Source organism: Streptomyces sp. NBC_01485 (assembly GCF_036227125.1).
Lineage (GTDB): Bacteria > Actinomycetota > Actinomycetes > Streptomycetales > Streptomycetaceae > Streptomyces.
This window is the reverse complement of record NZ_CP109435.1, coordinates 6133165-6144677: the sequence shown is the minus strand read 5'-3', so window position 1 is coordinate 6144677 and position 11513 is coordinate 6133165. Positions and strand designations below refer to the sequence as shown.

Sequence of the window (11513 nt, the reverse complement as noted above, 5' to 3'; positions counted from 1 at the left end):
GTGACCGCCGAGGTGGCCCGATCAGTGGTGGGACGACGTTCCACGGCGGACCGGGGTGCCGCCGCCGTGGGGCGGGTACGGATTGTCCTGGACGTACATCCACTTACCGTTGGCGTGCTGACGCACGGTGTCGCAGAAATTCCCGGTGAAGCTCTCCCGGGTGCCATCCGGCTTATTCTGCTCCAGGGTGTAAACACCCATGATGGCCGCCATGCGATTACCGCTTCCGGCCGCCCCACCTGCCTCTACGGTCTGGCGAGGGCTGACTTTGAGTACCGGATCCAGCTTGAACCAGTCGACGTAGAACGCCCGGATTGCCGTGTGGCCCCTGACAAGCGATCCGTCGTAGTTGACGAGCGCCGCATCTTTCTCGTGGAGGGCGATGATGCCGTCTATGTCCTTGGCCTGGATCCGCTCGCCCAAGAGCTGCAGCAAAGCGGCCGGGGTGCGAGCGGTGTTCCGTTCCCCCATGCCTTCCGCCGGGTCCGTGACGGCAGCAGAATTGGCCGATACCGGCGATGCGTTGGCCGTTTCGGCCTGGAAAATGGCGGGGACAGCGATACTGCCGGCCGTCAGCGCAATGGCTGCGGCAACGATCGGAAGCGTGTGCCTGACCTTGCTCATAACATCCCCCATGCCTGAACGGGAGATGGCAACAGGTAAAAAAGCGCACCTGTGGAGTTGCCCCTGCCAAGGCCCCCGTTTGCCATCCCTTGACGAGGGCTATCGAACATTCGGAGTCGACTCCCGTCAACCTTCCGAAAATGGACGCAATGTCGATCTTGCATTTCATCGACGCCGGGTGCCGAAGTGGAACATTAATCAATCACGAAGACCTGCGGACATCGCCGTTTCTGGAACGCCATCCGACAGGGGGCCGAGCAAGGGGAGGAAGCGGCGACCGACAGCCAGGAACTTCAGATTCCGGAGGCCAGAGCGCTCAATTTGCGCCAGATCCTCACCAGCGCCACTAAATCATCTTCGAGTGGCCCTCGTCACATTGGCCGTGCCGGCCGGATCAGACACGCTGCGGACACCGGCTGAGCAGGGCTGTTGCAGGAAGCACCACGCGCTCGGGAGGGTGCTGCCGACCGCGCGCTCGGCCGTGTGACGAGCGGATTCGCAGTGTTCTCCGCCGGGTGCCTGCCCGAGAACCGGAGAGCGGTTGTATACGACAGGTGTCGTGCTCGGACGACAGGTGTCGTGCTCGGACGACAGGTGACGTGCTCGGACGACAGGTGACGTGCTCGGACGACACGTACGTGCTCGTTTTCACCGGCGACTGCCCGGCACCACAAGTCCCGTTTCGTACACGGCGATTACCGCCGGGGTGCGATCCCGCAGACCGAGCTTCGTCAGGCCATTGACGCCGAGGGACGACTGGTGCAGGCAGTTGGCAGTGCCCGCTCCCTCCTTTGCGAGGTTGCGCCTTGCGAACCAGCACGGGAGCCTCACCGGCATCCCAGCAGGATCCCAGCAGGATCCCAGCACGGTAGGGGTGAGCAGGGGTGATGACAGGTGACGGGGGATCAGGTTTCCCAGCACCATCCCAGCACGGGAAAAACTAGGGGCCCGACTCGGGAGAGTCGGACCCCGGCCTGACGTGCATGTTTGCCAGACCAGCGACGTGGTGGTAGGTCACCCGCTACACATTGAAGCGGAACTCCACGACGTCGCCGTCCTGCATCACGTACTCCTTGCCCTCCATGCGGGCCTTGCCCTTCGCTCGGGCCTCGGCGACCGAACCGGTGTCCACCAGGTCGGCGAAGGAGATGACCTCTGCCTTGATGAAGCCCTTCTGGAAGTCGGTGTGGATGACTCCGGCGGCCTCGGGGGCGGTCGCGCCCTTCTTGATGGTCCAGGCGCGGGATTCCTTGGGGCCGGCCGTGAGGTACGTCTGGAGGCCGAGGGTGTTGAAGCCGACGCGGGCGAGGGTGGCGAGGCCGGGCTCCTCGGCGCCGACCGACTCCAGGAGTTCCATCGCGTCCTCCTCGTCCAGCTCGGCGAGGTCCTGCTCCAGCTTGGCGTTGAGGAAGATCGCCTCGGCGGGGGCGACCAGGGCGCTCTGCTCGGCCTTGAACGCCTCGTCGGTCAGTTCGTCCTCGTCGACGTTGAAGACGTAGAGGAAGGGCTTCGTCGTCAACAGGTGCAGGTCGTGGAGGAGTTCCTCCTTGCCCGAGCCCTGGACGACGCCCTGGGAGAAGAGGGTGTCGCCCCTCTCCAGGATCTCCTTCGCCGCCTCGACCGCCGCGACCTTCGGAACGACGTCCTTCTTGATGCGCGACTCCTTCTGGAGGCGCGGCAGGACCTTCTCGATGGTCTGGAGGTCGGCGAGGATCAGCTCGGTGTTGATCGTCTCGATGTCGTCCTTGGGCGAGACCTTGCCGTCGACGTGGACGACGTTCTCGTCCTTGAAGGCGCGGATGACCTGGCAGATCGCGTCGGATTCGCGAATGTTCGCCAGGAACTTGTTGCCCAGGCCCTCGCCCTCCGAAGCACCCTTCACGATGCCCGCGATGTCGACGAAGTCGACGGTCGCCGGGAGGATCTTCTGGGAGGAGAAGATCTCGGCCAGTTTCGTCAGGCGCGCGTCGGGGACGCCGACCACGCCGACGTTCGGCTCGATCGTGGCGAACGGGTAGTTGGCCGCCAGCACGTCGTTCTTGGTCAGGGCGTTGAACAGGGTCGACTTGCCGACATTCGGCAGACCGACGATTCCGATCGTGAGCGACACGTTGCGACTTCCCGTAGTGAGAGGGCCAGGGGGCCGGATCCCGTAGTGAGCGGGCCGGGGCCAGAGGGCCGGCCGGTCCACCAGTTTACGGCGTGCCCGGCCCCGCCCCGGCGGACCGGTCGAACGCATGGCCAAGCTCCGCCCCACGGCGTGTCCGACACCCGATTCGGCACATAAACCGACCTAAGTTTGTCCAGTGGAGCAACACAGGACACGCCCCCCGGACCAAGCCACCACCCACCGCGACACACCGCCACCCCTTTCATCCCTCCCAGCCCTTTCATCCCTCCCAGCTCCTCCATACCTTCCAGCCCTGTCATCGCTGCCAACTCTTCCGCCTCTTCCACCCCTTCCGCCTCAGGCGGGCTGGGAGCGAGGCCGTAACCAGCCACGCCCCACCACGGGGCCCGCCCGCCCTGCACCGGCCGCACGAACCGGCGACGCATCGGCGCGGGCTGAAGGGGGTCTGGGGCGGGGTGGTGGCGGCGTTTCGCCCTCCGGTGGGGCTCGGGCTCGGCTCTCCCCTGGCGGGCTGCAGCCCGTGCCGCCCAGGGGGCGCTTGGGGCGCTTGGGGCAGCGGATGCCGAATCCCCGGCTCACCGGGCTCGGTGGGGGGCTGTTCAGCGGGGCGTTGATGGTCGTGGTCGGGTGTCTTGATCAGGTGCTGTTCGGGGGCTCGTTGACGGTGTACAGCGTGCTGTTCCTGCCCGTGTGCCTGCTGACCGCCCTGTGGGTGCGCGGGGCCGACCTGCTGTCCGCGCCCGTGGTCGCGCCGATCGCCTTCGCCGCGGGGCTGCTGCCCGTCGCCGAGAGCGGGAACGGGACCGGGGCGCGGCTGATGGGGCTGGTCACGGCGCTCGCCACCCAGGCCGGCTGGCTGTACGGGGGGACGCTCCTGGCGGCGCTGACCATCCTGGCCCGCGGGCTGCGCCGAGCGGCGGCCCTCCGACACACCACGAACCGCCGCTAGCGCGCCGCTGGCCTGCGGTTGGCCCCTCTCCCGCATCGCCATGGAGTGGCGCGCTAGCTGTCCTTCGACGCCCGCATCGCCGCTCCCACGATTCCCGCGTTGTTCTGCAGTTGCGCCGGGACGATCTCCGCCTTGATGCCCTCGATGAGGTGCAGGAACTTCTCCGACTTGCGGCTGACGCCGCCGCCGATGATGAACAGCTCGGGCGAGAAGAGCATCTCGACGTGGGCGAGGTACTTCGTGACGCGGCGGGCCCAGTGCTCCCAGGTCAGCTCGCCGTCCTCCTTGGCCTTGCTGGAGGCGCGCTTCTCGGCGTCGTGCCCGTGCAGCTCCAGGTGGCCGAGCTCGGTGTTGGGGACGAGGACGCCGTCGGTGAAGAGGGCGCTGCCGATGCCCGTGCCGAACGTCAGCAGGATCACCGTGCCCCTGCGGTCGCGGCCGGCGCCGAAGGCCATCTCGGCGACGCCCGCCGCGTCCGCGTCGTTGACCACGGTCACCGGGAGCCCGCTCAGCCGCTCGCTGAACAACGTGCGCGCGTCCACGTCGACCCAGCTCTTGTCGACGTTGGCCGCCGTACGGATGTGGGAGCCGTCGGTGACCACGCCGGGGAAGGTGAGGCCCACCGGGCCGGTCCAGCCGAAGTGGTCGACGACCTGCTTCACACCGTCGGCCACGCCCTCGGGTGTCGCCGGGTGCGGAGTGAGCACTTTGCAGCGCTCCTCCGCCAGGTCGCCCTTGTCCAGGTCCACAGGGGCGCCCTTGATCCCGGATCCACCGATGTCCACGCCGAAGATCTGCATGGCCCTACGTTACGACGACCGACTGACAGTCACTCGATCGAGGTGTCAGGTCACCCGGTCGAGGAGTCCCCGGAGTCCGCGGAGCCCTCGGCACCACTTCCGCCGCGCCCCGCGACCAGCGCCGCCGCTTCCTCGCGCAGGTCGCGCCGGAGTTCCTTGGGCAGCGAGAAGGTGATGTGCTCCTCGGCCGCCTTGACCAGCTCGACGTCCCCGTACCCGCGCTCGGCGAGCCAGGCGAGGACCTCCTCGACGAGGAGTTCCGGGACGGAGGCGCCGGAGGTGACGCCCACCGTCGTCACGCCCTCCACCCAGGCCTCGTCGATCTCGCTCGCGAAGTCCACGAGGTAGGCCTCGCGGGAGCCGGCGAGCTTGGCGACCTCGACGAGCCGCTTGGAGTTGGAGGAGTTGCGGGAGCCGACCACGATCACCAGCTCCGCCTCCGCGCCCATCTGCTTCACCGCGAGCTGACGGTTCTGCGTGGCGTAGCAGATGTCGTCGCTGGGCGGGGAGATGAGCTGCGGGAACTTCTCCTTCAGGGCATCGACGGTCTCCATGGTCTCGTCGACCGACAGGGTCGTCTGGGAGAGCCACACGATCTTCGACGGGTCGCGGACCTCGACCTTGGCGACGTCCTCGGGTCCGTCGACGAGCTGGATGTGCTCGGGGGCCTCGCCGGAGGTGCCGATGACCTCCTCGTGGCCCTCGTGCCCGATCAGGAGGATGTCGTAGTCCTCGTTGGCGAAGCGGACGGCTTCCTTGTGCACCTTGGTGACGAGCGGGCAGGTCGCGTCGATGGTGGCGAGGCGCCCGCGCGCGGCCTCCTCGTGGACGACGGGGGCGACGCCGTGCGCGGAGAACATGACGATGTTGCCCGGCGGGACCTCCTCCGTCCGCTCGACGAAGATGGCGCCCTTGTTCTCCAGGGTCTGCACGACGTACTTGTTGTGGACGATCTCGTGGCGGACGTAGACCGGGGCCCCGTACTGCTCCAGGGCCTTCTCGACGGCGATCACGGCGCGGTCGACGCCCGCGCAGTAGCCCCGGGGAGCGGCGAGCAGGACACGGCGGCGGCCAGGCGAAGCAGACATGCGTCCATCGTAAGGCCGCGCCCGTCCCGGTCCCGGGGGCTGCGTCCCCCAGAAACCCCCCGCTTCGGCCCTTAAGGGGCCTGGGCCTCGTCGTCCTCGAACGCCGGACGGGCCGGATGACGCTGACCGGCGTTGTCAGTCCCGGCCGATACTCTCGGGCGCATGGCTGTGAACACGTCCGCGGACGCCCCGCTGCCCGTCGGCGAGGTGTCGCGGCTCATCGGGAGCTGGATCGACCGGCTCGGCGCGGTATGGGTCGAGGGGCAGATCACGCAGTTGTCGCGGCGTCCGGGCGCGGGCGTCGTGTTTCTGACGCTGCGGGATCCGGCGCACGACATCTCCGTGGGCGTGACCTGCTACCGGCAGGTCTTCGACGCGGTCGCGGACGTCGTAGGCGAGGGCGCGCGGGTCGTCGTCCACGCGAAACCGGAGTGGTACGCGCCACGGGGGCAGCTGTCGCTGCGGGCCGTGGAGATACGGCCGGTGGGCGTCGGGGAGCTGCTGGCGCGGCTGGAGCAGTTGAAGAAGTCCCTGGCCGCGGAGGGGCTCTTCGCGCCCGCGCGCAAGAAGCCGCTGCCCTTCCTGCCGCAGCTCATCGGACTGGTGTGCGGTCGGGCCTCGGCCGCCGAGCGGGACGTCCTGGAGAACGCCCGGCACCGCTGGCCCGCCGTCCGCTTCGAGGTGCGCAACGTCGCCGTCCAGGGCGTGCACGCGGTGACGCAGGTCGTGCAGGCCGTCAAGGAGCTCGACGCGCTCGACGACGTGGACGTGATCGTCGTGGCGCGCGGCGGCGGCAGCGTCGAGGATCTGCTGCCCTTCTCGGACGAGCAGTTGGTCCGCGCGGTCGCGGCCTGCCGTACGCCGGTCGTCTCGGCGATCGGGCACGAGCCGGACAACCCGCTCCTGGACCATGTGGCCGACCTGCGCGCCTCGACGCCGACCGACGCCGCGAAGAAGGTCGTACCGGACGTCGGCGAGGAGCTGGAGCGGGTGCGGATGCTGCGCGGGCGGGCGCGGCGGTGCGTGGAGGGGTTCGTGGAGCGGGAGGAGCGCGGGTTGGCGCATGCGCTCGCGCGTCCGGCGATACAGGATCCGCACCGGATGATCGACGAGCGGGCCGACCACGTCGCCTCGCTCGTCGACCGCACCCGGCGCACGCTGGGCCACCTCCTGGACCGCGCCGACTCCGAGCTGACGCACACGCACGCGCGCGTGGTGGCGCTCTCGCCGGCCGCGACGCTGCGGCGGGGGTACGCGGTGCTGCAGAAGGCAGACGGGCATGTGGTCCGGGATCCGGGCGAAGTGGCGGCGGACGAGGTGCTGCGCGCGCGGGTCGCCGAGGGCGAGTTCACCGTGAGCCGGACCGACGGCCCCGTAGACGACGTCCCCGTGGACGACGACCCATAGACGCGGCGGCCCCTAGACGCGGCGGCCCGCAGACGACGGCCAGGAAACCGCAGCAGCAGGCAGTAGACGACAGGCCGGAAACGACGACTGGGAATGGGTGCATGACGAGCAGGACGGACGAGGCGCTCGGGTACGAGCAGGCCCGCGACGAGCTGATCGAGGTCGTACGGCGGCTGGAGGCGGGGGGTACGACGCTGGAGGAGTCCCTCGCCCTCTGGGAGCGCGGCGAGGAGCTGGCCAAGGTGTGCCGGCGCTGGCTGGAGGGTGCGCGGGCGCGGCTGGACGCGGCGCTGGCCGAGGAGGAGGGGACACCCGGGGAGGAGTGACCCGGCAACGGCGACCAGGAACCGTTCAGGGACAGCGCAGGAACCGTTCAGGGACAGCGCAGGAACCGTTCAGGGACAGCGCAGGAACCGTTCAGGGACAGCGCAGGAACCGTTCAGGGACAGCGCAGGAACCGTTCAGGGACCGCGCAGGAACCGTTCAGGGACCGCGCAGGTAACGCTTCGGGCCGGGGTCTTTGTGTGGCGGTTTGTGAAGCGGATCACCACCCGACCTTTGTTGAAATTTGAACTTCTCTCGCGTACCGTCAGTCACGTCAGCCTATCCGGACCACGGTCCGGTACCTGGATCCGGATCCGGACCCCGTCCTCCGGCCGCCACCCCAAGGAAGTTCACGCATGTCTCTCGTTCTTGACGCCGCCGCCCAGAACCTGCTGTTCCGCGAGGCCCACACCGCGAACACCTTCACCGACGAGCCGGTGACCGACGAGCAGGTCCAGGCGATCTACGACCTCGTCAAGTACGGCCCGACGGCGTTCAACCAGACCCCGCTGCGCATCACCCTGGTCCGCTCCGCCGAGGCCCGCGAGCGCCTGGTGAAGCACATGGCCGAGGGCAACCAGCCCAAGACCGCCACCGCCCCGCTGGTCGCGATCCTCTCCGCGGACAACGAGTTCCACGAGGAGCTGCCGGCCCTGTTCCCGGCCTTCCCCCAGGCCAAGGACCTGTTCTTCAGCGAGCGTCCGGCCCGTGAGGGTGCCGCCACGCTGAACTCCGCGCTCCAGGCCGCGTACTTCATCATCGGCGTCCGCGCCGCTGGTCTCGCCGCCGGCCCGATGACCGGCCTGGACTTCGAGGGCGTCCGCAAGGAGTTCCTGGACGACGACCACACCCCGCTGATGGTCATCAACATCGGCAAGCCCGGCGAGAACGCCTCGTACCCGCGCTCCCCGCGCCTGGCGTACGACGAGGTCGTCACCACCGTCTGAGACGACTGATGCGCGAAGAGGCCCCCGGCGTGCGCCGAGGGCCTCTTCGCACGTCAGGGGGTGTCGCTCACGCCAGCTTCAGCGCCCCGGCCATCGTCGACAGCTGTTCGAAGGTTCCCGTGCCCGCGACCACCGTGGTCGAGCCCTCGGCGCCCTGCAGGACGAGCGCGTCGTAGCGGCCGCCGGTGTAGCGGGTCCAGGTCCGGCCGCCGATCTGCTCGGTGACCTTGGTCTCGGTCGAGCCCTGGCTGGCCTCGTCGACGAACTGCGCGCGCTTCTGAGTGGACTGCTCGATCGTCACGTACTCCCCGTCGGGGGCGTGGAAACCGAGGTGCCAGGAGTCGAAGTCGGCGCCCTGGAAGCGCACCGAGGTCGCCTTCCAGGTGTCGGGCAGGCCCTCGGGCGCGGCCACCGGGTAGGTCGCCGCGCGGCGCGCCGTGAGGAGCTCGACGCGGTAGTCGACCCTCGCCACCTCGCGCGGGCGGTCGTCATGGGGGACAAAGAGGTATATGACCCACGCCGCGATCATGATCAGTCCCAGGGAGAGGATCATGTCCCGGGCCGTCTTCTGCTTGCCTTTCGAACCTGCCACGCCCCTATCGTCGCAGGTGCCCGGTGTGCTCATCCGTGGGGTCCCCTGCTCATTTTGTCGGACTGACGATAGAGTCGAGGATCGAACCCTCATCCGGCCGTCGTCGTATCAGTCAGAAAGGTGCGCTCCGATGACCGAGCATCATCACTTGCCGTCCGAGCTCGATGTTCCCTCCGAGGCCCCCGACCGCAACCTCGCCCTCGAACTGGTCCGGGTGACCGAAGCCGCCGCGATGGCCGCGGGTCGCTGGGTGGGACGCGGCGACAAGAACGGCGCCGACGGTGCCGCGGTGCGCGCCATGCGAACCCTCGTCTCCACCGTGTCGATGAACGGCGTGGTCGTCATCGGCGAGGGCGAGAAGGACGAGGCCCCGATGCTCTTCAACGGCGAGCGCGTCGGTGACGGGACCGGGCCCGAGGTCGACATCGCCGTCGACCCGATCGACGGCACCACGCTGACGGCCAAGGGCATGCCGAACGCGATCGCCGTCCTCGCCGCCACCGAGCGCGGCGCGATGTTCGACCCGTCCGCCGTGTTCTACATGGACAAGCTGGTCACCGGGCCGGAAGCCGCAGACTTCGTCGACATCGACGCGCCCGTGGCCGTGAACATCCGGCGGGTCGCCAAAGCCAAGCGGGCCATGCCTGAGGACGTCACCGTCGTCATCCTGGACCGGCCGCGGCACGAGGGCATCATCGAGGAGATCCGGGCGACCGGCGCGCGCATCAAGCTGATCTCCGACGGTGACGTCGCCGGCTCGATCCTCGCCCTGCGCGAGGGCACCGGCATCGACCTGCTGCTCGGCGTCGGCGGCACCCCTGAGGGCATCATCTCGGCCTGCGCCGTGAGGTGTCTGGGCGGCGTCATCCAGGGCAAGCTGTGGCCCAAGGACGACGCGGAGCGGCAGCGGGCGATCGACGCCGGGCACGATCTCGACCGGGTGCTGACCACCGAGGACCTGGTGACCGGCGAGAACGTGTTCTTCGTCGCCACCGGGATCACCGACGGCGAGCTGCTGCGGGGGGTTCGGTACCGGTCGGAGACCGCGACGACCGACTCGATCGTGATGCGGTCGAAGTCGGGGACGGTTCGGCGGATCGACTCCGAACATCGCTTGAGCAAGCTGCGGGCCTACAGCGCCGTGGACTTCGATCGGGCCAAGTAGACCGGGCCAAGTAGTCGGCTGGTAGTCGTCTGCGAGGCGGGGCCGCGAATCACCACAGCCCCGCGCCCCTTCAAGGCAAAGAGCGAGGGGCGCCCCCGGTGCGGAGGGGGCGCCCCTCGCTTCTTCGGGCGCCGCTACCCCGCCTGCGCTATACGGCCCGTAGCACCTGCCGTCTTCTTCAGTTCCACGTCGCGGCGGCGGCGACGGGCGAGGACCACGCGGCGTTCGGCGGCGGTGAGGCCGCCCCAGACGCCGTAGGGCTCGGGTTGCAGGAGGGCGTGTTCGCGACACTCCACCATGACGGGGCAGCGCGCGCAGACGCGCTTCGCGGCTTCCTCGCGGGAGAGCCGGGCGGCTGTGGGCTCCTTGGAGGGGGCGAAGAACAGGCCTGCCTCGTCGCGCCGGCACACCGCCTCGGTATGCCAGGGAGCGTCTTGGTCCCTGTCGCGCGCTGGTACCCGCTGGGCCGGGACAGCGGCGACCTGCAGGGACGAATGCGACGGTTGCAGCACGGGTCTACTCCTGACGACGGCTTCGCGAGCGAGAGACGATGCAGCAAGGCCTACCCGCTGTGCGCGCGCCTATGCACAGGGTTCACAACCGCCCGGCGCCGCCGCCGTCAGCGATGGCGTGTTCACGACCGTCAATGGTCGAAGTGTTTACGCAAACTCTTGTCGACCTTGTACTGAACCCGATCGAGAATGTCCGCGACGAGCTTGCCCCGCTTCGGCCGGCCTTCGATGTTGCCCAGAACCGCCCACCCGTCGACGTAGACCACCGGCGCGTCGGACTGGGGGGAGTCGAGCGCGTCCACCTCGAAGTTGCCGAGCACCGCGCCGCCGGTGCCGCGCAGCGAGACGTTCTCCGGGACCCGGACCTCGACGTTGCCGAAGACCGAGATCGCCTTGATCACGACCTGCTGGTACTCGAAGAGCGCCTCGGTGAGGTCGATCTCGACGGTGCCGAAGATCGCGTACGCGTGGATACGGCGGCCCGCACGCCAACGGCCTCTGCGGACGGCGCTGCTGAAGACCGCGACCACGTTGTCGTCGGGGTCGGCGGGGATCGCGCCGGCGGTGGGCCGGCTGGGCGCGGAGGCGAAGGCGGAGGCAGGGGCCGCGCGCCGCTCGTGCGCGGCGGGCAGGTCCCGGACGAACACCTCCAGTTCGCCGACCGTCTTGGCGGCCAGTACGCCCTCGACGCGCTCGGCGTGCTCGTCGGCGGTCAGCCGGCCCTCTGCGAGGGCCTCGCGGAGCATGTCGGCGACACGGTCGCGGTCGGCGTCCGAGGCCCGCAACTCGGCGGTGGGTGTGGGTGCGGCGGTCTGCTTCTGAAGGTCCACGACAGCAGCGTACCCACACACGATAGATCGCGATACCCCCACAGGGACGGGGGACCGCCATCAGGCCAGCCATCAGGCCGGTTGCCGACCGGACGTCGGGCCGGATGCCGGTCCCGACGCCGAACCTTCGCCGAACTGAGCCTT

General features: G+C 69.0%; 12 protein-coding genes and 1 pseudogene. 5 read left to right on the top strand and 8 right to left on the bottom strand.

Annotated elements, in window-relative coordinates:
* Positions 1-21: 21 nt before the first annotated feature.
* The 3 genes and pseudogenes from OG352_RS27915 to ychF form a co-directional block, all read right to left on the bottom strand.
* Positions 22-624, bottom strand: a complete 603-nt coding sequence (locus OG352_RS27915; protein WP_329220671.1) for a YybH family protein — start codon at positions 622-624, stop codon at positions 22-24.
* Positions 625-1272: 648 nt separating this feature from the next.
* Positions 1273-1365, bottom strand: a pseudogene (locus tag OG352_RS27910) (DNA-binding response regulator); the annotation flags it as partial.
* 280 nt (positions 1366-1645) lie between these two features.
* Entirely contained in the window at positions 1646-2734 is a 1089-nt protein-coding gene (gene ychF, locus OG352_RS27905; RefSeq protein WP_329220669.1) for a redox-regulated ATPase YchF, read from the bottom strand.
* A 580-nt stretch (positions 2735-3314) separates the two neighbouring features.
* Here ychF and OG352_RS27900 point away from each other — a divergent pair.
* Positions 3315-3704, top strand: coding sequence for a DUF6542 domain-containing protein (locus OG352_RS27900; RefSeq protein ID WP_443072357.1), 390 nt, complete (start codon positions 3315-3317; stop codon positions 3702-3704).
* Between the two features lie 53 nt (positions 3705-3757).
* On the opposite strand, the gene ppgK is transcribed toward OG352_RS27900, so the two are convergent.
* The gene (ppgK, locus tag OG352_RS27895) at positions 3758-4504 is read right to left on the bottom strand and encodes a polyphosphate--glucose phosphotransferase (protein WP_329220667.1); all 747 of its coding nucleotides are present in this window, start codon (positions 4502-4504) and stop codon (positions 3758-3760) included.
* Positions 4505-4554: 50 nt separating this feature from the next.
* Positions 4555-5592, bottom strand: a complete 1038-nt coding sequence (locus OG352_RS27890; protein WP_329220665.1) for a 4-hydroxy-3-methylbut-2-enyl diphosphate reductase — start codon at positions 5590-5592, stop codon at positions 4555-4557.
* Positions 5593-5754: 162 nt separating this feature from the next.
* On the opposite strand from OG352_RS27890, the gene xseA reads away from it, so the two are divergent.
* The 3 genes from xseA to OG352_RS27875 all read left to right on the top strand — a co-directional run bounded on the left by xseA (position 5755) and on the right by OG352_RS27875 (position 8270).
* Entirely contained in the window at positions 5755-6999 is a 1245-nt protein-coding gene (xseA, locus tag OG352_RS27885) for an exodeoxyribonuclease VII large subunit (protein WP_329220664.1), read from the top strand.
* A 101-nt stretch (positions 7000-7100) separates the two neighbouring features.
* Entirely contained in the window at positions 7101-7325 is a 225-nt protein-coding gene (locus tag OG352_RS27880; RefSeq protein WP_329220662.1) for an exodeoxyribonuclease VII small subunit, read from the top strand.
* A gap of 354 nt (positions 7326-7679) precedes the next feature.
* Entirely contained in the window at positions 7680-8270 is a 591-nt protein-coding gene (locus tag OG352_RS27875; protein ID WP_329220660.1) for a malonic semialdehyde reductase, read from the top strand.
* Between the two features lie 67 nt (positions 8271-8337).
* On the opposite strand, the gene OG352_RS27870 is transcribed toward OG352_RS27875, so the two are convergent.
* Positions 8338-8862 (bottom strand): DUF4245 domain-containing protein, encoded by a 525-nt coding sequence (locus OG352_RS27870; RefSeq protein ID WP_329220658.1) that lies wholly within the window; start codon positions 8860-8862, stop codon positions 8338-8340.
* Between the two features lie 130 nt (positions 8863-8992).
* Between OG352_RS27870 and glpX the strand changes: the two genes are divergently transcribed.
* Positions 8993-10027 carry a class II fructose-bisphosphatase gene (glpX, locus tag OG352_RS27865; RefSeq protein ID WP_329220656.1) on the top strand — a complete coding sequence of 345 codons (1035 nt, stop codon included), beginning with the start codon at positions 8993-8995 and terminating at the stop codon, positions 10025-10027.
* 134 nt (positions 10028-10161) lie between these two features.
* Here the strand turns inward: glpX and OG352_RS27860 are convergent, their stop codons facing one another.
* The gene (locus OG352_RS27860; RefSeq protein ID WP_329220654.1) at positions 10162-10539 is read right to left on the bottom strand and encodes a WhiB family transcriptional regulator; all 378 of its coding nucleotides are present in this window, start codon (positions 10537-10539) and stop codon (positions 10162-10164) included.
* 131 nt (positions 10540-10670) lie between these two features.
* The gene (locus OG352_RS27855; protein WP_329220652.1) at positions 10671-11369 is read right to left on the bottom strand and encodes a DUF1707 SHOCT-like domain-containing protein; all 699 of its coding nucleotides are present in this window, start codon (positions 11367-11369) and stop codon (positions 10671-10673) included.
* Positions 11370-11513 lie beyond the last annotated feature (144 nt).

What these genes read in the sequence shown, in the direction of transcription:
- OG352_RS27915 (WP_329220671.1), bottom strand. Translation starts at nt 624, where the DNA reads ATGAGCAAGGTCAGGCACACGCTTCCGATCGTTGCCGCAGCCATTGCG.
- OG352_RS27900 (WP_443072357.1), top strand. Translation starts at nt 3,315, where the DNA reads ATGCCGAATCCCCGGCTCACCGGGCTCGGTGGGGGGCTGTTCAGCGGG.
- ppgK (WP_329220667.1), bottom strand. Translation starts at nt 4,504, where the DNA reads ATGCAGATCTTCGGCGTGGACATCGGTGGATCCGGGATCAAGGGCGCC.
- OG352_RS27890 (WP_329220665.1), bottom strand. Translation starts at nt 5,592, where the DNA reads ATGTCTGCTTCGCCTGGCCGCCGCCGTGTCCTGCTCGCCGCTCCCCGG.
- xseA (WP_329220664.1), top strand. Translation starts at nt 5,755, where the DNA reads ATGGCTGTGAACACGTCCGCGGACGCCCCGCTGCCCGTCGGCGAGGTG.
- OG352_RS27880 (WP_329220662.1), top strand. Translation starts at nt 7,101, where the DNA reads ATGACGAGCAGGACGGACGAGGCGCTCGGGTACGAGCAGGCCCGCGAC.
- OG352_RS27875 (WP_329220660.1), top strand. Translation starts at nt 7,680, where the DNA reads ATGTCTCTCGTTCTTGACGCCGCCGCCCAGAACCTGCTGTTCCGCGAG.
- glpX (WP_329220656.1), top strand. Translation starts at nt 8,993, where the DNA reads ATGACCGAGCATCATCACTTGCCGTCCGAGCTCGATGTTCCCTCCGAG.